16 protein-coding genes are annotated in these 18481 nt (G+C 63.1%); 7 read left to right on the forward strand and 9 right to left on the reverse strand.

Going from position 1 to position 18481, the window contains the following annotated elements; all coding sequences use genetic code 11:
- Nucleotides 1–103 precede the first annotated feature (103 nt).
- The 5 genes from AC0L2Y_RS23050 to topA form a co-directional block, all read right to left on the reverse strand.
- Nucleotides 104–1279, reverse strand: a complete 1176-nt coding sequence (locus AC0L2Y_RS23050) for an MFS transporter (RefSeq protein WP_352667885.1) — start codon at nucleotides 1277–1279, stop codon at nucleotides 104–106.
- 16 nt (nucleotides 1280–1295) lie between these two features.
- A complete protein-coding gene (locus tag AC0L2Y_RS23055) occupies nucleotides 1296–2030 on the reverse strand; it encodes an NUDIX hydrolase (protein WP_473559680.1) in 735 nt (244 codons plus the stop codon).
- A 73-nt stretch (nucleotides 2031–2103) separates the two neighbouring features.
- Complete coding sequence (locus AC0L2Y_RS23060) at nucleotides 2104–2556, reverse strand: DUF983 domain-containing protein (RefSeq protein WP_352667881.1); 453 nt, start codon at nucleotides 2554–2556, stop codon at nucleotides 2104–2106.
- A complete protein-coding gene (rnr, locus tag AC0L2Y_RS23065) occupies nucleotides 2556–4862 on the reverse strand; it encodes a ribonuclease R (protein ID WP_473559681.1) in 2307 nt (768 codons plus the stop codon). The genes AC0L2Y_RS23060 and rnr overlap by 1 nt, the downstream gene beginning before the upstream one ends.
- Before the next feature lie 6 nt (nucleotides 4863–4868).
- Nucleotides 4869–7484, reverse strand: coding sequence for a type I DNA topoisomerase (topA, locus tag AC0L2Y_RS23070; RefSeq protein ID WP_473559682.1), 2616 nt, complete (start codon nucleotides 7482–7484; stop codon nucleotides 4869–4871).
- Between the two features lie 76 nt (nucleotides 7485–7560).
- Here topA and AC0L2Y_RS23075 point away from each other — a divergent pair, with 76 nt between their 5' ends.
- Complete coding sequence (locus AC0L2Y_RS23075; RefSeq protein ID WP_473559684.1) at nucleotides 7561–7788, forward strand: hypothetical protein; 228 nt, start codon at nucleotides 7561–7563, stop codon at nucleotides 7786–7788.
- Between the two features lie 143 nt (nucleotides 7789–7931).
- On the opposite strand, the gene AC0L2Y_RS23080 is transcribed toward AC0L2Y_RS23075, so the two are convergent.
- Nucleotides 7932–8309 carry a COG4315 family predicted lipoprotein gene (locus AC0L2Y_RS23080; protein WP_473559686.1) on the reverse strand — a complete coding sequence of 126 codons (378 nt, stop codon included), beginning with the start codon at nucleotides 8307–8309 and terminating at the stop codon, nucleotides 7932–7934.
- A gap of 210 nt (nucleotides 8310–8519) precedes the next feature.
- Between AC0L2Y_RS23080 and AC0L2Y_RS23085 the strand changes: the two genes are divergently transcribed.
- The gene (locus AC0L2Y_RS23085; protein ID WP_352493140.1) at nucleotides 8520–9266 is read left to right on the forward strand and encodes a cytochrome c biogenesis CcdA family protein; all 747 of its coding nucleotides are present in this window, start codon (nucleotides 8520–8522) and stop codon (nucleotides 9264–9266) included.
- Nucleotides 9267–9331: 65 nt separating this feature from the next.
- Here AC0L2Y_RS23085 and AC0L2Y_RS23090 read toward each other — a convergent pair whose 3' ends face one another.
- Nucleotides 9332–10225 carry an SDR family oxidoreductase gene (locus AC0L2Y_RS23090; RefSeq protein WP_473559807.1) on the reverse strand — a complete coding sequence of 298 codons (894 nt, stop codon included), beginning with the start codon at nucleotides 10223–10225 and terminating at the stop codon, nucleotides 9332–9334.
- Between the two features lie 129 nt (nucleotides 10226–10354).
- On the opposite strand from AC0L2Y_RS23090, the gene AC0L2Y_RS23095 reads away from it, so the two are divergent.
- Entirely contained in the window at nucleotides 10355–11302 is a 948-nt protein-coding gene (locus tag AC0L2Y_RS23095) for an AraC family transcriptional regulator (protein ID WP_473559687.1), read from the forward strand.
- A gap of 130 nt (nucleotides 11303–11432) precedes the next feature.
- Nucleotides 11433–12794 carry a bifunctional UDP-N-acetylglucosamine diphosphorylase/glucosamine-1-phosphate N-acetyltransferase GlmU gene (gene glmU, locus AC0L2Y_RS23100; RefSeq protein WP_473559689.1) on the forward strand — a complete coding sequence of 454 codons (1362 nt, stop codon included), beginning with the start codon at nucleotides 11433–11435 and terminating at the stop codon, nucleotides 12792–12794.
- A gap of 1 nt (nucleotide 12795) precedes the next feature.
- Here glmU and AC0L2Y_RS23105 read toward each other — a convergent pair whose 3' ends face one another.
- Nucleotides 12796–13149, reverse strand: coding sequence for an ADP-ribosylation/crystallin J1 (locus AC0L2Y_RS23105; protein ID WP_473559691.1), 354 nt, complete (start codon nucleotides 13147–13149; stop codon nucleotides 12796–12798).
- 227 nt (nucleotides 13150–13376) lie between these two features.
- Between AC0L2Y_RS23105 and glmS the strand changes: the two genes are divergently transcribed.
- Both glmS and AC0L2Y_RS23115 read left to right on the forward strand, forming a co-directional pair.
- A complete protein-coding gene (gene glmS, locus AC0L2Y_RS23110) occupies nucleotides 13377–15200 on the forward strand; it encodes a glutamine--fructose-6-phosphate transaminase (isomerizing) (RefSeq protein ID WP_352565329.1) in 1824 nt (607 codons plus the stop codon).
- 80 nt (nucleotides 15201–15280) lie between these two features.
- Complete coding sequence (locus AC0L2Y_RS23115; RefSeq protein ID WP_352491637.1) at nucleotides 15281–16033, forward strand: DUF502 domain-containing protein; 753 nt, start codon at nucleotides 15281–15283, stop codon at nucleotides 16031–16033.
- On the opposite strand, the gene recG is transcribed toward AC0L2Y_RS23115, so the two are convergent.
- Nucleotides 15985–18093, reverse strand: coding sequence for an ATP-dependent DNA helicase RecG (gene recG, locus AC0L2Y_RS23120; RefSeq protein WP_473559693.1), 2109 nt, complete (start codon nucleotides 18091–18093; stop codon nucleotides 15985–15987). The two genes, AC0L2Y_RS23115 and recG, sit on opposite strands and share 49 nt — an antisense overlap.
- Nucleotides 18094–18184: 91 nt before the next feature.
- Between recG and AC0L2Y_RS23125 the strand changes: the two genes are divergently transcribed.
- Nucleotides 18185–18472 (forward strand): FAD assembly factor SdhE, encoded by a 288-nt coding sequence (locus AC0L2Y_RS23125; RefSeq protein WP_473559695.1) that lies wholly within the window; start codon nucleotides 18185–18187, stop codon nucleotides 18470–18472.
- The last annotated feature ends 9 nt before the right edge of the window (nucleotides 18473–18481 follow it).

The following is an 18481-nucleotide window of genomic DNA, read 5'->3' on the forward strand; positions in this document are numbered from 1 at the left end:
CTCCCTGCTTATGCACTTTGGGGGAGCATATACTCGAGCCCTCCTGACATGGTTGTGTCAGGAGTTGGTCAGCAGTGGGAGCGATGTCGGCAGCTGGGCCGACTCAGAGGATTTTGCGGAGCAGCCTGGTGCCGACCAGCACGATATAGCAGGCGAAGAACAGGCCGAGCGCCCAACCGAAGCCCGACGGCCCGAAAGCGTCCATGCCGATGCCGATTGCCTGCGGGCCAAGCACCATGCCGACGCCGTAGCAAAGCACGAAGGCGGCGTTGGCGGAGGCCAGTTCATGGCCGGAAAGCTGCGAGCCAAGATGCGCCAGACCGATTGTGTACATGGCAGCGACCACACCGCCCCAGACGAACAGAAGCGCTGCCATCAAATGCCAGTTCTGCGCGAAGAACGGCATGAAGACCGTGCCGGCAAGTCCGACGGTGGCACAGGCCATCAGCAGATAGCGGCGGTCGCTGACGCGATCGCTGATCATGCCGATAGGGATCTGCAACAGCACGTTGCCAAGCCCGATCATGGTGAGCAAAAGGGCGGCGTCCGCCTCTGAGTAGCCGATGCGGTTACCGTAGACCGGGAACAGGGCAAAGCCGCCGGTCTCGACCGCGCCGAACACCAACACGGCCGCGGTGGCCGTCGGCACCAGCCAGATATAACGTAGAAAATTGCTGGTTTCGCCGTCCGAGACGATCGTCGGGCTCTCGTTGCGTGCCGCCAAGACCGGTATGGCAGCGAGCGTAACCAAGGCGATGGTAACGCCGAAGGGGAGGAAGCCACTGCTGCCGAGATGGGCGAACAGCCAAGGCCCGGCGGCAAAGCCGAGAGATAGCACGGTGGCATAGATGCCGAGGACCAGTCCGCGCCGGTGTGGCGGCGCCGAGGTGCTGATCCAGAATTCCGACAGGATGAACAGCACCGTCAGCGCGATATGCAGCAGCACGCGCAACGGAAACCACATCCAGAAGGCTGGTGCGAAATGGAAACCGACAAAGGCCAGTGCCCCGGCGGCGATCATGGCAAGCATCGTCCAGGCGACCCCGAACCGCATGGCGAGCGGGGTGGCGAGCGGCGCGCCGGCGATCGAGGCGAGGCCCGCGACCGCGGTGTTGAGACCGATCATCGACGCGGAATGGCCACGCGTCTCCAGGATCACGCTGAGCAGTGGCATGCCAAGTCCGATGGCGATACCGACGACGCTGATCGACGAGATCGCTGCGACCATCGGCAGCCAGTGTACGCGTTCCTCGACCTCTCGCTGGGTATCCACTGTCATGAAATGCCTGGCTGCTCTAGAGAATTTCGCGGACGAAGCGATTGCGGACAAGCCGGTAGAACGGCACCGGACCGCCGGGGCTCAGCAGCGGATCCCGGGCGAGCCGCTTTTCCAGCTCCTCCAGGACCGTGCGCGTGATGTCTGGAATATCGGCTTGCCTGGCCTTGGCCAATGGCAACCAAACGACGTCTTCCAGCTCATCGGTCGGACCGCCATCCGGCAGTTGCACCGCGACATCGTCGCGCCATGCCGCGAGAAAGCGCGTATCGAAGCGGCGCACCCGGTTGGGCGGGGTGATGGCGCGTGCGACGAAGCGCAGCGCTTGCAGTGATGGGATGACGCCGTGCTCGACAAAGCCCTGCCAGTCGCTCTTGGCGGTCGCGAAGGTGCCTTTTTGGCCGATCAGCAAGCCGGCCTCCTCATAGGTTTCCCGGATTGCCGACAGGGCAATGGCGCGGGCACGGGCCGGGCTGGTGCGGCCGATGCCAGCGGTCAATCTCGCTTCTTCCTCTGGATGAAGTGCGGTGGCTGTCGGGATGCGGCTGTCGGCTGGGTCTGTGCGGCCGCCGGGAAACACGAATTTTCCCGGCATGAAGGCATGACCGGCGTGGCGCCGGCCCATCAGCACCAGGAACTCGTCGCTCTTGCGGTCGAGCAGGATCAGCGTCGCGGCGTCACGCGGGCGTATAGGCTTGGCATCGAGCGCGATCCGCTCAACCTTGTCGACTTCCGCCTTGGTCATAACGTCCATGCGCTCGACCTAGCGGAATCTTCTCCGATGCGAAAGTGGCGTCCAGCCATGCCGATTTGCGCCAGCCTCGGTTTCAAGCCTCGGGATGCGACTCGATCAGATCTTCTTCACCGCCAAAGCCGTGCATATAAAACGCCCATTGCAGGCCGATGACAGCGCCCTTGACCGGCTGCAGCAGGACGACGGCGAGAATGATGGTCAATGGCACCCAGATGGCGATGTGCTGCCAGGTAGACAGCGTCGAGGTCGCCTCGACACCCATGAAAGCACCGAGCACGATGTGGCCGACAATGACAACCACGAGATAGGCCGGCAGGTCGTCGGCGCGATGGTGGTGGAGCTCCTCGCCGCAACGATCGCATTTGTCGACGGTCTTGACGAAGGCGCGAAACAGCTTGCCCTCGCCGCAATGCGGGCAGCGGCCGAGCATGCCGCGCTTCATTGCCGTCCATAGCGGCCGGGCGGTCCGACCCGAGTGATGTTCGCCGCCAAAAACCCGTTCTTCCACCTGCAGTTCTGTTGGCATTACCGTCTCCTGCCGCGCGTGCCTGGGCGCGATTGCGACGCCCGGGCGCGGCCTTTGGCCTTGTGGAACGACCGTTTGGAGCCGGGCAGCGGCTTTGGCTCGGTCAGCATCTCGAAACGCATCGCGCCGGCCATCGGCGCCACCTCGATCAGGCGAACTTCGACGCGATCAGCAAGCTGATAGCCCTTGCCTGTGCGTTCTCCGAAAAGCGATCGAGCAGTTTCGTCGTATATATAGTAGTCGCCGCCCAGGGTTGAAACCGGAATGAAGCCATCCGCGCCATACTGCGGCAATTGGACAAACAGGCCCGATTTGGTCACGCCCGAAATGCGGGCGTCGAAACGGTCGTCGATGCGCTCGGCGAGATAGGCGGCGATCAGCCGGTCGACCGTGTCGCGCTCGGCGGCCATCGCGCGCCGCTCGGTCGCGGAAATCAGTGCCGAGACCTCTTCCAGCCGCTCCGCCTCGTCCTGCGTCAGGCCCCCCGGACCAAGGCCGAGTGCGGCAATCAGCCCGCGATGCACGATCAGGTCGGCATATCTGCGGATCGGCGAGGTGAAATGCGCATAGCGCTTAAGATTGAGGCCGAAATGGCCGATATTGGCGGGCGAATATTCGGCCTGGCTCTGCGAGCGCAGCACCACTTCGTTGACCAGCCCCTCATTGTCGGCGCCGCGCACGCGAGCGAGGATGCCGTTGAACTGGTTCGGCCGCATCTGCGCGCCGCGCGCCAGCGACAGGCCGAGCGTCTGCAGGAATTCACGCAGCGATTCCTGCTTGGCGAGAGAGGGCGCATCGTGGATGCGGTAGACCAGCGCCTGACGCTTCGCCTCGAGTGTCTCGGCGGCGGCGACGTTGGCCTGGATCATGAACTCTTCGATCAGCTTGTGCGCGTCGAGCCGCTTCGGCACGACGACCTTGTCGACGGTGCCGTCCTGCTTGAGCAGGATCTTGCGCTCCGGCAGATCGAGCTCGAGCGGCTGGCGCGTGTCGCGGCCGCGCTTCAGGATCGCGTAGGCGTCCCATAGCGGCTTCAGCACCGCATCGAGGATCGGGCCAGTCGTGTCGTCCGGTGCACCGTCGATCGCCGCTTGCGCCTGCTGATAGGCGAGTTTCGCCGCAGACTTCATCATGACGCGATGGAACGAGTGTCTGAGTTTGTGGCCATCGGCCGAGAAAGTCATACGCACCGCTATCGCCGGACGATCCTGGCCCTCGCGCAGTGAACAGAGGTCGTTCGAGATGCGCTCCGGCAGCATCGGCACGACGCGGTCGGGGAAATAGACCGAATTGCCGCGCTTTAGCGCTTCGCGATCGAGCGCCGTGCCGTAACGCACGTATGCAGCGACATCAGCAATGGCGACGGTGACAACCACGCCACCGGCGTTCTTCTCGTCGGTGTCGGGAATGGCGAACACCGCGTCGTCATGATCCTTGGCGTCGGCCGGATCGATGGTGAGCAGCGGCAGCTCGCGCCAATCCTCGCGGCCGGCAAGCGTCGCCGGCTTGACCGCCTCCGCCTCGGCGATGACGTCGGCCGGGAAAATATGCGGAATGTCGTGTGCATGGATGGCGATCATCGAGACCGCCTTTTCGCTGGTCAGCGACCCCAACACCGCCAGAACCTTGGCTCGCGGCAGCCCGTAGCGCGAGGCCCGCGCCGGCTCGACCTCGACCAGGTCGCCGTTCTTGGCGCCGTTCTGGAATTCCTTGTCGACGACCAGCTCCGGCTGGCGCCTTTCAACCGGCTCGATGCGGAACGTGCCGTCCTTCAGCACACGGAAAACGCCGAGAACCGCATCGGTGCGCTTCTCGAATATCTTCATCACCCGGCCGGTATAGGCCGGGCCTGCCGGATCGTCGGTCGGAAAGGTCTTGGCCAGCACCCGGTCGCCGATGCCCGGCGTCGGGCCATTGCCGCCGCGCGACACGCGGATCGCTATGACCGGAGGTTCGCCATTGCCGATCGCTTCGGTCGGGTGCGCCAGCAGCACACCGTCGGCGTCACGACCGAAGATGTCGAGCACCGCGACGTGGGGCAGGGCGCCGACACGGGCAAGCCGCTTGCGCTCCTTGGTCAGCAGGCCTTCATCCTGCAGGTCGCGCAAGACGTCCTTCAGCCAGATACGGTCTTCGCCGCGCAGCGCAAACGCCTTGGCGATGTCGCGTTTTCCGGCGCGGTCCGGATTTTCGGCGATGTAACGCAGTATCTCGTCACGCGAAGGCCGGTAATTATCCCTGACCTTGGCGCGGGTATCGGCGGTGCGCAGATCGCCGTGGCTTCTTCCGGAGATTTTGCGCGCCAACCCGTCCTATCCCTTTTTCCTGGCCGCCGGTTTCTTGGCCACAGCCGGTTTCTTGGCAGGCGCGGCCGCTTTGCGGAAGGGCTTCCTGGCGCCATTGCCGCCCTTGGCTTCCTTTTCCGCAATGAGCGCAACCGCATCCTCGATCGTCACCGATTGCGGATCCTTGCCCTTCGGCAGTGTCGCATTGACCTTGCCGAAATTCACATAAGGCCCGTATTTGCCGTCGCGCACGACGATCTTGCCGCCGCCGGCAGGATGCTCGCCAAGTTCCTTGAGCGCAGCGGCGGTGCCGCCATTGCGGCCGCCTTTGCCCTTCAATTGCTTCTCGGCGATCACCGAGACGGCGCGATTGAGGCCGATCGAGAACACGTCCTCGATGCTGTCGAGATTGGCGTAGGTGCCGTCATGCAGCACGAACGGCCCGTAGCGCCCCAGCCCGGCCGAAATCATCTTGCCGGATTCCGGATGCTTGCCGACGTCGCGCGGCAGCGACAACAGGGCGAGCGCCTTTTCATGATCGATCGAATCGACAGTCCAGCCCTTGGGCAGGCTGGAGCGCTTGGCATCCTTGCCGTCGCCGCGCTGGATATAGGGGCCGAACCGGCCATTGCGCAGCGTGATCTCCTCGGCGGTATAGGGGTCCTTGCCGAGCACTTTGGTGCCGTCTTCGCCATTGCCGTTCTCGCCATTGGGATTGGCGGCGTCGCCGAGCTGGCGGGTGAAGGAGCATTCGGGATAGTTCGAGCAGCCAACGAAGGCGCCGAACTTGCCGAGCTTCAGCGACAGGTTGCCGGTGCCGCATTTCGGACAGATGCGCGGGTTCGAACCGTCTTCGCGCGCCGGAAACACCAGCGGCGCCAGTTCCTCGTTCAATGCATCGAGGACGTCGGTGACCCGCAGCTCCTTGATGTCGGCGACGGCGCCGGAAAAATCCTTCCAGAAATCGCGTAGCACGTCCTTCCAGGCGAGCTTGCCGTCGGAGATTTCGTCGAGTTTCTCCTCGAGCGAAGCGGTGAAGTCGTACTCGACATAACGCTCGAAGAAGCTTTCGAGGAAGGCTGACAATAGCCGGCCCTTGGCCTGTGGCACCAGCTTGCGCTTGTCGATGGTGACGTAATCGCGATCCTCGAGCGTCTTCAGGATCGCCGTATAGGTCGACGGCCGGCCGATGCCCAGCTCTTCCAGCTTCTTGATCAGCGAAGCTTCCGAATAACGCGGCGGCGGCTCGGTGGTGTGCTGGGTAGCGTTGATCGCCTCGCGTGTGAGCTGCTCGCCGGCACGGACCTCGGGCAGGCGGCGGCTTTCCTCGTCTTCCGAATCTTCTTCCTTCTGCTCGATGTAGGCGGCAAGGAAGCCGTCGAAGCGAACAACCGAGCCGACAGCACGAAGCTCGGCGGTGCGCGGGCCGTTGATGGCCTCGATCTCGACCGTGGTGCGCTCGATCTCGGCCGGCTGCATCTGGCTGGCGATGGCGCGTTTCCAGATCATCTCGTAAAGCCGCGCCTGGTCGGCGTCGAGATACTGCCTGACGGAAGCCGGCGTGCGCATGAAATCGGTCGGACGGATCGCTTCGTGCGCCTCCTGGGCGTTCTTGGCCTTGGCGGAATAGTAGCGCGGCTTTTCAGGCAGGTATTTGGCACCGAATTCCTTGGCGATCGCATCGCGTGCGGCAGAGATCGCCTCCGGTGCCATCTGCACGCCATCGGTTCGCATATAGGTGATCAGGCCGGTGGTCTCGCCGCCGATCTCCATGCCCTCATAGAGCCGCTGCGCCACCTGCATGGTGCGGTTGGCCGAAAAGCCGAGACCCGATGAGGCTGCCTGCTGCAGCGTCGAGGTGGTGAAGGGCGGCCCGGGATTGCGCTTGGTCGGCTTGGCTTCGACCGACGCCGCCTTGAAGCTGGCGCCTTCCAGCATCGCCTTGATGTCGTCGGCCTGCGCCTTGTTGGAAATGTCGAGCTTTTGCAGCTTCTTGCGCTCGAAGGCGGTCAGCCGCGCCTCGAAATTTTCCTTGCGCGGCGTACCGAGAATGGCAGCGACCTGCCAGTATTCCTCGCGGATGAAGCGCTCGATCTCGGATTCGCGGTCGCAGACCAGACGCAGCGCCACCGACTGGACGCGGCCGGCGGAGCGGGCGCCGGGCAGCTTGCGCCACAGCACGGGCGACAGCGTGAAGCCGACCAGATAGTCGAGCGCGCGGCGGGCGAGATAGGCATCGACCAGCGGCGCATCGATCTGGCGCGGATTGGCCATCGCCTCCAGCACGGACGCCTTGGTGATGGCGTTGAAGACGACGCGGCTGACCGGCTTGTCCTTCAACGCGCGCTTTTGCTTCAACACTTCCAGGACATGCCAGGAGATCGCTTCGCCCTCGCGGTCCGGATCGGTGGCGAGGATCAGCCCGTCGGCGTCCTTGACCGCCTTGGCGATATCGGCGAGACGCTTTCCAGACGCGGTGTCGACGGCCCAGGACATGGCAAAGTCTTCATCCGGACGCACCGAGCCATCCTTGGCCGGCAGATCGCGGACATGGCCAAACGAGGCCAGAACCTTGTAGTTCTTGCCGAGGTATTTGTTGATTGTCTTCGCCTTGGCCGGCGATTCGACGACGACGACGTCCATACGGTCTCATATCAGTTGTGATGCGGCAGAAGAATTCCGCTGCGCGCGACGAAATCTCGTTCAATGTGTCGCTCACATGGCCGCGCTTTTGCATCCGGTCAAGGCCAAGCAGTCAAAATGCGGCCCTGTACCGAATGCGCAACCCAACGGCGCGCCATGCGATTTCCGCAATCCTGGACAAGGGAAATGGGCAGCCTATCGCTGGACAAACCCGGCAATTGATCCTGGAGAACGGGACAAACTCTCCCGCGGATATAAGAGAAACATCGAGCACGCGCCAGCCCTGCTTGAACAGATGCTGTGAAGGGCGTGATCGGTAGCCCGGCATTTTGCTCGGACAGTCGCAAGGAATTGCCGTGCCGAAAAGCTGGCCGCCGGGGCGGTTGGGTCGAGTTCCCAGCGACCAGCCGTGTTACCGCCTGTTACAGCGGATCAGAAGCTCAAGGCTTAGTCGGCCTTGGCGATATGCCAGACGCCGCCGACACCCTCGCCGGTGACGTCCCCGGCCTTCTTGTCCTTGATGAACGTGTAGAGCGGCTTACCTTCGTAGGCCCACATCCTGGTGCCGTCGGTGCGGTCGACGATCGTCCACTCGCCCTCGGCCTTGGCGTTGGCGTCAGCCTTCAGCGGCGGCCAATTGGCGGCGCATTTGTCGTAGCAGTTCGACTTGCCCGCCTCGTCCTTGTCGTAGGTGTAGAGCGTCATGCCGCTGGCGTCGGTGTAGATCTTGGTGCCGCCGACTTCTGCTTCCTTCCACGCCTCGGCGGCCAAGGACGCCGTGGTGCCGAGCAAAAGCGCGATCATGCCAATTGCGATCGTTTTCATGGACTTCTCCCTGGATCATTCGAAAAGCGCGCGGAACAACGCAGCTTCGTTTGATCAACGCTGCCTGGCCGCCCTTTCTTCCCGAGTTGTTTTCCATCGATCCAGGCGAGGGGCGACGACTTGCTATCCAATGTGATGGGGCCACGCGATGGTGATTGGCGGACGGCCGTTGTCGTAGCTATATGGCTGCGCAGTCATCGGGAGACGGAAATGGCATTGGACGTCGGCTATGTCAGCGCGATCGGGGCGGGAGCAATTTCGTTCCTGTCACCCTGCGTGCTGCCGCTGGTGCCGCCTTACCTGTGCTATATGGCCGGCGTGTCGGTCGACGATTTCCGCGGCGAGGCCGGCATTACGGCAAAGGCCGGTGCACGCGGCGCGCTGGTTAATTCCTCCATCGCCTTCGTGCTCGGCTTTTCGACCGTCTTCGTCGCGCTCGGCGCCGGCGCCTCGACCATCGGCCATCTGCTGCGAGTCTGGCAGGAGCCGCTGGCAATGGCGGCTGGCGTGCTGATCATCCTGATGGGGCTGAATTTCCTCGGCGTACTGCGCATCCCGCTGCTTTCACGCGAGGCGCGCTTCCAGTCACAAGGCAAGCCGGCCAGCCTGATCGCCGCTTATGTCATGGGCTTGGCCTTCGCCTTTGGCTGGACGCCCTGTATCGGCCCGGTGCTGGGGCCGATCCTGACGCTTGCCGGCGGCCGCGAGACGGTGGGCGAGGGCGCGCTGCTGCTTGCCGCCTATTCGCTCGGCCTCGGTATTCCCTTCCTCGTTGCGGCGCTGTTTTCAGGCGCCTTCATGCGCTTTCTCGGGAAATTCCGCGTCCATCTCGGCCGCGTCGAAAAAGCCATCGGTGCGCTGTTGGTGGTCGCCGGCGTGTTTTTCCTGACCGGCGGCGTGCAGACCGTGTCATACTGGCTGCTCGAGAATTTTCCGGTGCTGGGGCAATTGGGATAGGTTGCCGCCCGGCCGAAGCGCGAGGCCGTAGCTGCGGCGCGAGGCACAGTAGCTACGTGGTCCGCTCAACCTTCGAAATAGTCCGGCTGGTCGATATCGGCGATGAGCCCGGGTCCGCTCGGCGCCCACCCCAGCAACGCGCGAGTCCGTTCGCTCGAGGTCGGGACATCCATCGCCGCGAACATCGCGAACCAGCCAAAATGATCGGCGGCTTCTTCCCCGGACTTGGCGATGACCGGCACGTTCAGGCGACGGCCGATCACGCCGGCGATGTCCTTGAACGGCACGCCTTCTTCGGCGATCGCGTGATATCGCCCGCCACCGGCTCCATGCTCGAGCGCAAGCCGGTAGACGCGGGCGGCATCGAACCGATGCACGGCAGGCCAGCGATTGAGCCCTCCGCCGACATAGGCCGACACCCCCTTCATCCGAGCAAGGTCGATGAGAATAGGAACAAAGGCGTGATCGCCCTGGCCATGGACCGACGGAGGAAGGCGAACAACCGACGCGCGCACCCCGTGTGCCGCCAGCGCGGCGGCTGTCGCTTCGGAGGCGCGGGGATACGAGGCGGAAGCGGGAACAGGCGCATCTTCTTCGGTCGCGATACGGCCCCGGGCCTGGAGCGCGGTTCCGGAGGTGACGAGCAGGGGCCGCTCGGAGCCTTTGAGTGCTCCGCCCATCGCCTCGATGGCGCGCCGGTCCATTTCGCAGTTTTGCGCGAATTTCGAGAAGTCATGGTTGAAGCCGGTATGGATTACCGCGTCGGCGGCTGCCGCGCCCCTGCGCAGGCTTTCGAGGTCTTCGAGGTCACCTCGATGCACCTCGGCTCCGGTGGCTGCAAGCGACTTGGCCGACGCCTGAGAGCGGGCGAGGCCGAGCACACGATGGCCGGCGCCGATGAGTTCTTGAACGACGGCAGAACCGACGAATCCGGTCGCGCCGGTAACGAAAACACGCATCACGACTTCTCCCTGTTCATTTCTGACCGCGACCATGCTCGCGGCCCAGTTGTGTCGTGATAGGCGCTTGAGAAAATACGATCTATGCGGTAAAGTCCGTATTATCTTCGCAATCGTCCGGAATGACCCGTGGATCCCCTTTCAGATGTGCTCTCGCTGCTGAACCCGCGAAACTATATGTCGGCCGGTTTCGATGCTGGTGGTGAATGGTCGATCCAGTTCCCCGACCAGCAGCAAAGCATCAAGACCGGAGCGGTGGTCTCCGGCCGGTGCTGGCTATCTGTGGAGGGCGTTGCCGACGCAGTGCGCCTTGAGACGGGAGACTGCTTCCTGCTGCCGAGTGGACGGCCTTTCCGCCTTGCAAGCGACATGAGCTTGACGCCTGTTGAAGCCGTCAAGATTTTTCCGCCTGCGCGAGCCGGCGGTGTCGTGACCCACAATGGCGGTGGTGATTTCTTTCTGGTCAGCAGCCGCTTCGCGCTTGGCGGTAATCATGCCGGCATCCTGTTGCGGATGCTGCCAGCTATTGTGCATATCCGCAAAGAGTCGGACCAGTCGGCGCTGCGCTGGTCGGTGGAGCGGATGATGCAGGAGCTGCGCGAGCCGCAGCCGGGCGGCTTTCTGGTGATCCAGCACCTCGCCCACATGATGCTGGTTCAGGCGCTGCGGCTGCATCTTTCGGAAGGATTGAAAGGTGGCGTCGGCTGGCTCTTTGCCCTCGCGGACAAACAGATCGGCACGGCGATCAGCGCCATGCATGACAATCCGGCGCATGGCTGGACGTTACAGGAACTGGCGGAACGGACCGGCATGTCGCGATCGACCTTTGCGCTCAGATTCAAGGAGACGGTCGGCGCGTCGCCGATGGACTATTTGACGCGCTGGCGAATGCTGCTGGCCGGCGACCGGCTGACGAATTCCAGCGATCCCGTCGCCGTCATCGCGCTGTCGCTCGGCTACGAATCCGAAAGCGCCTTCAGCACAGCCTTCAAGCGGGTCATGAACTGTTCGCCACGGCAATACGGCCGTGGCCGAGCCCCCAGCTTCGCATCACGCAACGAGGCGGAAGCCGCCTGAGCCGATCGGCTTGAGCGTGTCGCGGGTTGGAGGTTCTACCGTCTCACCGGAATTTAACCGCATTGGTGCAGCATGCCGCCGGTGCTACTAACGCTTCGATTCCAGACCCCTTTCAACGGTTGCTGTCCCCATGAGCCAGAGATCCTGCCTGTCCATCATCCTCGCCGCTGGCGAAGGCACGCGCATGAAGAGTGCAGTGCCGAAAGTACTGCACACAATCGCCGGCCTGCCAATGGTTGCCCATGTCGTCAAGGCGGCCGAAGCCGCCGGCAGCGGCGATCTGGCGCTGGTGATCGGCCATGGCGCCGATGAGATGCGCAAGGCCGCACTCAAGTTTGCGCCCAAGGTCGACGTTTTCGTCCAGGAAAAACGTCTCGGCACCGCGCACGCCGTGCTTGCCGCACGCGCAGCAATATCAAAGGGTTATGACGACATCTTGGTGATGTTTGGCGACACGCCGTTGATCGATCCGGAAGCGCTCGCGGCGGCGCGGCTGAAGCTGGCCGAAGGTGCGGCCGTCGTCGTGGTCGGCTTCCGTACAGAGAATCCTTCGGGCTACGGCCGGCTTATCGAAAAGGCCGGCAAGCTCGTGGCCATCCGCGAGGAGAAGGACTGCTCGGACGAGGAGAAGAAAATCACCTTCTGCAATGGCGGGCTGATGGCGGTCGCTGGCAGGCACGCCCTGAAGCTGCTCGATCAAGTAGACAGCAAGAACGCCAAGGGCGAGTATTATCTCACCGACATCGTCGAGATCGCCGCTGCGCAGGGACTTGATGTCGTAGCCACCGAAGCCAGTTTCGAGAACGCGCTCGGCATCAACAACCGTGCCGAGCTTGCCCAGGCGGAAGGTATCTGGCAGACGCGCCGGCGGCGCGAGGCGATGCTTTCTGGCGTTACGCTGATTGCGCCCGAAACCGTGTTCTTCTCGCACGATACCGAGATCGGCGCCGACACGATTGTCGAACCCAATGTCTGGTTCGGGCCGGGCGTAAAAATCGCCACGGGCGCCAAGATCCATGCCTTCAGCCATATCGAAGGCGCCACCATTGCGTCGAACTGCGATGTCGGCCCGTTCGCGCGGCTGCGGCCCGGGGCCGATCTGAGAACCAAGGCCAAGGTCGGCAATTTTTGCGAGGTAAAGCAGGCGATCGTCGAGGAGGGCGCCAAGGTCAACCATCTGACGTATATCGGCGATGCTCGCATCGGCGCCGGTGCCAATATCGGCGCCGGCACCATCACCTGCAACTATGACGGCTATTCGAAATTCTTCACCGATATCGGCGAAGGCGCCTTCATCGGCTCAAACTCCTCGCTGGTGGCGCCGGTGTCGATCGGCAAGGGCGGCTACATCGCCTCGGGCAGCGTCATCACCGAGAGCGTACCCGACGATGCGCTGGCCTTCGGCCGTGCCCGCCAGCGGACGCTGCCCGGCAAGGGCAAGGCGTTGCGCGAGCGTTTTTCTTCGGCCGCGGCGGCCCGCAAAAAAGGGTAGACTAACGAAACTCGGCGACAAGCTGGATTTCGCCAACGATTGCATCGTTGAAGGCCGACAAGTCTTCGGCCGGGATCCAGTATTCCAGATGCGCCCGGCTACCGGCATGCTGGACGCTGTAACGGTCCAGAAAGCTGCGACGCACCTCGAAACGCGTCACGTAACCTGATCCGCTCGCGGGCACATTCCAGTCTCGGGCGATCTGGGTGGCATAGGCCTCGCTGGTGACTGGATAGAAGATCGGCTGATCGGCAAGTCGAGGAGGAAAGGCGCGCATCCCTGTCTTCTGGATCAACTCCAGTTCGCGGGGCCCAACCGGGCGCCAAAGCGTCACCGTGTCAATTCGTTCGTTCATAGCCGCATCATGTCTTTGACTGATTTCTTGAGCCGTTGAGCCGAGGTAGGATACATAAGCGGAGAAACTGAGCAATTGCAGTAACCGGATTGCAAGTGCGCCCTGTCATGGTGCATCTGTGCAGGATAGTCCGGCTGATACCGGACGAAATGGAATGTGATTTTTCGCGACAGCCCGGCAGTCTCTAAATAGCGCCGGGTTTGAGGTCGGAATCGGGGGCAAGCGCCATGTGCGGTATCGTTGGAATTATCGGTAACTCGCCGGTCGCGCCGCTTATCGTCGATGCGCTGAAAAGGCTCGAATATCGCGGCTATGACTCGGCCGGCGTCGCCACGATCAAGCACGGCAGGCTTGACCGCCGCCGCGCCGAGGGCAAGCTGGTCAATCTCGAGCGCCGGCTGAAGGACGAACCACTCGACGGCATGATCGGCATCGGCCACACGCGCTGGGCCACGCATGGCGTTCCGAACGAGAGCAATGCGCATCCGCATTTTTCTGACGGCGTCGCCATCGTCCATAACGGCATCATCGAGAATTTCGCCGAATTGCGCGACGAGCTGATGCGCGACGGCTACAGCTTCACGTCGCAGACCGATACCGAAGTCGTCGCTCATCTGGTGGCGCGCGAACTGGCCAAGGGGCTGAAGCCGGTTGAGGCGGCGCACAAGGCGCTGAAGCGGCTGGAAGGCGCCTTTGCGCTCGCCATCATGTTCAAGGGCGACGAGGATCTGATCGTCGGCGCCCGCAACGGCCCACCGCTCGCGGTCGGTCATGGCGATGGCCAGATGTTCCTTGGCTCCGACGCCATTGCGCTTGCCCCTTTCACCAATTCGATCACCTATCTGGAAGACGGCGACTGGGCGGTGGTGCGCCGCAACGAGGTCGATATCTTCGACATGGGCGGCAACAAGGTCGACCGCAAACGCCAACAGTCGCTCAGCACGAGCTTCATGGTCGACAAAGGCAACCGCCGCCATTTCATGGAAAAGGAAATCCATGAGCAGCCGGAAGTGATCTCGCACACGCTGGCGCATTATGTTGATTTCGTCGGCGGCGTCTCGAAGCCGCTCGACCTGCCGTTCGATTTCGCCAAGATCGACCGGCTGGCGATCTCGGCCTGCGGCACCGCTTATCTCGCCGGGCTGATCAGCAAATACTGGTTCGAGCGCTATGCGCGGCTGCCGGTCGACATCGATGTCGCTTCGGAGTTCCGCTACCGCGAGATGCCGCTGTCGAAGAACGATGCCGCTTTCTTCATCTCGCAATCGGGTGAGACCGCCGACACGCTGGCGTCGCTGCGCTACTGCCGCAAGGCTGGCATGAAGATCGGCGCGGTCGTCAATGTGCGCGAATCGACCATGGCGCGCGAATCCGACGTCATCCTGCCGACATTGGCCGGCCCGGAGATCGGCGTCGCCTCGACCAAGGCGTTCACCTGCCAGCTTTCCGTGCTAGCCTCACTGGCGGTGCGGGCCGGCGTGGCGCGCGGAACGATTTCGCATGAGCAGGAGAAAACGCTGATACGCGAGCTGTCGGAAGCGCCGCGTTATGCGAACCAGGTGCTAAAGCTCGACGGTCAGATCGAAAAGATCGCGCGCGACCTCTCGCACTACAAAAACGTGCTTTATCTCGGCCGTGACACCAATTTTCCGCTGGCCATGGAAGGCGCGCTGAAGCTCAAGGAAATTTCCTATATCCACGCCGAAGGCTATGCCGCCGGCGAGTTGAAGCACGGCCCGATCGCGCTGATCGACGAGAACATGCCTGTCATCGTCATCGCCCCGCATGACCGCATCTTCGAAAAGACCGTGTCGAACATGCAGGAGGTGGCGGCACGCGGCGGCAAGATCATCCTGATCACCGACAGCAAGGGCGCCGCACACGCTACGGTGAAGACGATGGAGACGATCGTTTTGCCGGACGTGCCGGAAATCATCTCGCCGATCATCTACGCGCTGCCGATCCAGATGCTCGCCTACTTCACCGCCGTGTTCATGGGCACGGATGTCGACCAGCCTCGCAACCTGGCGAAATCGGTAACGGTGGAATAGGTCTCGTTTAAAAACTTCGCCATTCCAAAGCGCCTTCGGGTTCAGTAGTGTCGCGCTGCAAACACACGCTGCGGTGAACCATGTCGGATGCTCTCAAGACCTCAGGCATGACCCGGCTGAGAAACTATTTCCTGACCGGCTTCGTCGTTTGCGCGCCGCTCGCGATCACCGCCTACATTGCCTGGTCGCTGATCGGCTGGGTCGATTCCTGGGTGAAACCCTACATTCCAGTGCGCTACAATCCCGACACCTACTTGCCGTTTCCAGTGCCGGGTTTTGGGCTGATCGTTGCCCTGATCCTCATCACCTTCATCGGCTTTATGACCGCCAATATCGTTGGCCGCGCCATCGTCAATTTCGGCGAGCGCCTGCTTGGCCGCATGCCGCTGGTGCGCGGCATCTACCGTTCGCTGAAGCAGATTTTCGAGACCGTGCTGTCGAACAAGGGCGACATGTTCCGCCAGGTCGGGTTGGTCGAATATCCGCGCAAGGGGGTCTGGTCGCTGGTTTTCGTCGCCAGCGAGAAGGAAACCGAGATCAACCAGAAGCTCGACCGGGAAGGCGATCCGCTGATTGCCGTGTTCATGCCCTGTACGCCCAACCCGACGACGGGCTTTCTGATGTATGTGCCGAAATCCGACATTGTGCTGCTCGACATGACAATCGAGGACGGAGCCAAGCTGATCGTGTCGGCCGGCCTGGTGGCGCCGGCCGTCAAAATGGTGACGGTGAACGGCGAGCAGATCCACGGCGCGCTTGCCAATCCTCCGCTTGGCACGATGCCTCAGCCGGCACGGAGCAGCCGCACGGCCTCGTCACGGCCGAACAGATAGAGCAACAGGCGCAGCGCCGTGCCGCGTTCGGACTGCAGTTCCGGATCGCGCGACAGGATCAGCCGCGCATCGTCGCGAGCGGCCTCGAGCAGGTCGGCATGCGCCTCGATGCGCGCCACCTGGAAGCCCGGCGTGCCGGACTGGCGGGTGCCGAGCAACTCGCCTTCGCCGCGCAGCTTCAGATCCTCTTCGGCGATACGGAAGCCGTCCTCGGTCTCGCGCATCACCGACAGACGGCGTTTTGCCGTCTCGCCGAGCGGATCCTTGTAGAGCAGCACGCAGGATGAAGGCTTGTCGCCGCGCCCGACCCGGCCGCGCAATTGATGCAGTTGGGCGAGGCCAAAACGTTCGGCATGCTCGATGACCATGATCGTCGCATCCGGCACATCGACGCCGACCTCGATGACGGTGGTGGCGATCAGGATACGGGTGTCGCCCTGCTTGAAGGCGCGCATCGCCGCGTCTTTGTCGGCGCCTTTCATGCGGCCGTGCACCAGGCCGATGCGGTCGCCGAACAGCGGCTTCAGCGAGGCAAAACGGTCCTCGGCCGACATCAGGTTGATCTCCTCGGATTCCTCGACCAGCGGACAGATCCAGTAGATTTTCTGGCCATCGGCGACGGCGTCGAGCATGCGGCCGATCAGTTCGTCGAGCCGTTCAAGCGGCAAGGTGACGGTGCGGATCGGCTGGCGGCCGGCCGGCTTTTCCGTCAGCTTCGACACATCCATGTCGCCGAATGCAGTTAGCACCAGCGTCCGCGGTATCGGCGTTGCCGTCATCACCAGCATGTCGGGCGCATCGCCCTTGGCCGTGATCGCAAGGCGCTGGTGGACGCCGAAACGGTGCTGCTCGTCGACGACGGCGAGCACGAGGTCATGGAACGTCACCGTTTCCTGGAACAGCGCATGGGTGCCGACGATGATGTCGATGTCACCATTGGCCAGCCCGGTCAGCGTGTCGGCGCGCTCGCGGCCCTTTTCGCGGCCGGTGAGGACGGCGACGCGCAAGCCGGACCGTTCCGCCAATGGCGCAATCGTTGCGAGATGCTGGCGTGCCAGGATTTCGGTCGGCGCCATCAATGCCGCCTGGCCGCCGGCCTCGACGGCACGCGCCATGGCAAGCAGCGCGACCACCGTCTTGCCGGAGCCGACATCGCCCTGCAAAAGGCGCAGCATGCGTTCGGGGTCACCGAGATCGGCGTTGATTTCGGCAAGCGCCATTTCCTGCGACATGGTCAGCGAATAGGGGAGTGCCACGCGCAGTTGTTCGACTATGCGGCCGTCGCCGACGAGTGGCCGGCCAGATAATCGGCGGACCTTGGCCCGCACCAGCGCCAGCGATACCTGGCCGGCCAAGAACTCGTCATAGGCAAGGCGTCGCCACGCTGCGCCGTCGACAGAGACGTCGATCGGGTCGGCAGGATTGTGGATGCGGTTGAGCGCATCGCCGAAAGCAGGAAAGGCGTGGCGGCGCCGGAACTCGCCGTCCTGCCATTCGGGCAGGACCGGCAGGCGGGCCAGCGCCTGGCCGACGGCCCGGCGCAGCACCTTGCCCGAGAGCCCGGCGGTCAGCGGATAGACCGGCTCCACCAGCGGCAAGTTTTCCGCGTCGCTAGCAAGGGCGATATGGTCGGGGTGAACCATGGTCGGGCGGCCGTTGAACCATTCCATGCGGCCTGAGACGACGACATGCTCGCCTACGGGCATTGCTTTTTCGAGATAGGCAGCATGGGCATGGAAGAAGGTGAGCGCGATCTCGCCGGTGTCGTCATGGGCGTAGACCCGGTACGGGACCGACCTGTTGCCGCGTGGCGGCGGCTGGTGGCGGTCAATGCGTACGTCGAGCGTAACGATGGCGCCCTCGGCCGAACCGGCGATGCCCGGGCGGTTGCGGCGGTCGATGACAGTATGCGGCAGCACGAACAAGAGGTCGCCGGCGCGCGCGGCCCGGTCGCCGAGGTCGGCTGCTACGACTTTTTCGATCAGGGCGCCAACTTTTGGCCCGACGCCGACAAGCGAGGTGATCGGGACAAACAGCGGATCGAGGAGGGAGGGACGCATGATGTCAGCTTATGTTGCGGCGACTGTAGCGCAAGGCTGACACCGCCTTCTATCCACGCTATATGCGCCGCCTGGGCAAGGATGTTGGAAGATGACCGGAACGAAACGATCAAGCGAGGGCCTCGATGCCCGCCGCCGCAAGCTTCTGTTTCGTTCGTGGCACCGCGGCATGCGCGAGATGGACCTTATACTCGGCAGCTTCGCCGACGCCGAGATCGGTGCCTTGACCGGCGACGAAATCGGCCAATATGAGAGGCTCCTCGACATTCCCGACACCGAATTCCTGCCTCTCGTCACCGGCGAACGCCCGGTTCCGGCGGATGTCGACTGTGCCGTCCTGCAAAAAATCCTGGCTTCGCGCCGGGAGATGACCTTCTGAACAACGTGT

The organism is Mesorhizobium sp. WSM4830, assembly GCF_055811495.1.

Bases quoted from the DNA above. Each gene is read 5' to 3' on its own strand.
- AC0L2Y_RS23050 (WP_352667885.1), bottom strand. From the start codon at position 1,279: ATGACAGTGGATACCCAGCGAGAGGTCGAGGAACGCGTACACTGGCTG.
- AC0L2Y_RS23055 (WP_473559680.1), bottom strand. From the start codon at position 2,030: ATGGACGTTATGACCAAGGCGGAAGTCGACAAGGTTGAGCGGATCGCG.
- AC0L2Y_RS23060 (WP_352667881.1), bottom strand. From the start codon at position 2,556: ATGCCAACAGAACTGCAGGTGGAAGAACGGGTTTTTGGCGGCGAACAT.
- topA (WP_473559682.1), bottom strand. From the start codon at position 7,484: ATGGACGTCGTCGTCGTCGAATCGCCGGCCAAGGCGAAGACAATCAAC.
- AC0L2Y_RS23075 (WP_473559684.1), top strand. From the start codon at position 7,561: ATGGCCGCGCTTTTGCATCCGGTCAAGGCCAAGCAGTCAAAATGCGGC.
- AC0L2Y_RS23080 (WP_473559686.1), bottom strand. From the start codon at position 8,309: ATGAAAACGATCGCAATTGGCATGATCGCGCTTTTGCTCGGCACCACG.
- AC0L2Y_RS23085 (WP_352493140.1), top strand. From the start codon at position 8,520: ATGGCATTGGACGTCGGCTATGTCAGCGCGATCGGGGCGGGAGCAATT.
- AC0L2Y_RS23090 (WP_473559807.1), bottom strand. From the start codon at position 10,225: ATGCGTGTTTTCGTTACCGGCGCGACCGGATTCGTCGGTTCTGCCGTC.
- glmU (WP_473559689.1), top strand. From the start codon at position 11,433: ATGAGCCAGAGATCCTGCCTGTCCATCATCCTCGCCGCTGGCGAAGGC.
- AC0L2Y_RS23105 (WP_473559691.1), bottom strand. From the start codon at position 13,149: ATGAACGAACGAATTGACACGGTGACGCTTTGGCGCCCGGTTGGGCCC.
- glmS (WP_352565329.1), top strand. From the start codon at position 13,377: ATGTGCGGTATCGTTGGAATTATCGGTAACTCGCCGGTCGCGCCGCTT.
- AC0L2Y_RS23115 (WP_352491637.1), top strand. From the start codon at position 15,281: ATGTCGGATGCTCTCAAGACCTCAGGCATGACCCGGCTGAGAAACTAT.
- recG (WP_473559693.1), bottom strand. From the start codon at position 18,093: ATGCGTCCCTCCCTCCTCGATCCGCTGTTTGTCCCGATCACCTCGCTT.
- AC0L2Y_RS23125 (WP_473559695.1), top strand. From the start codon at position 18,185: ATGACCGGAACGAAACGATCAAGCGAGGGCCTCGATGCCCGCCGCCGC.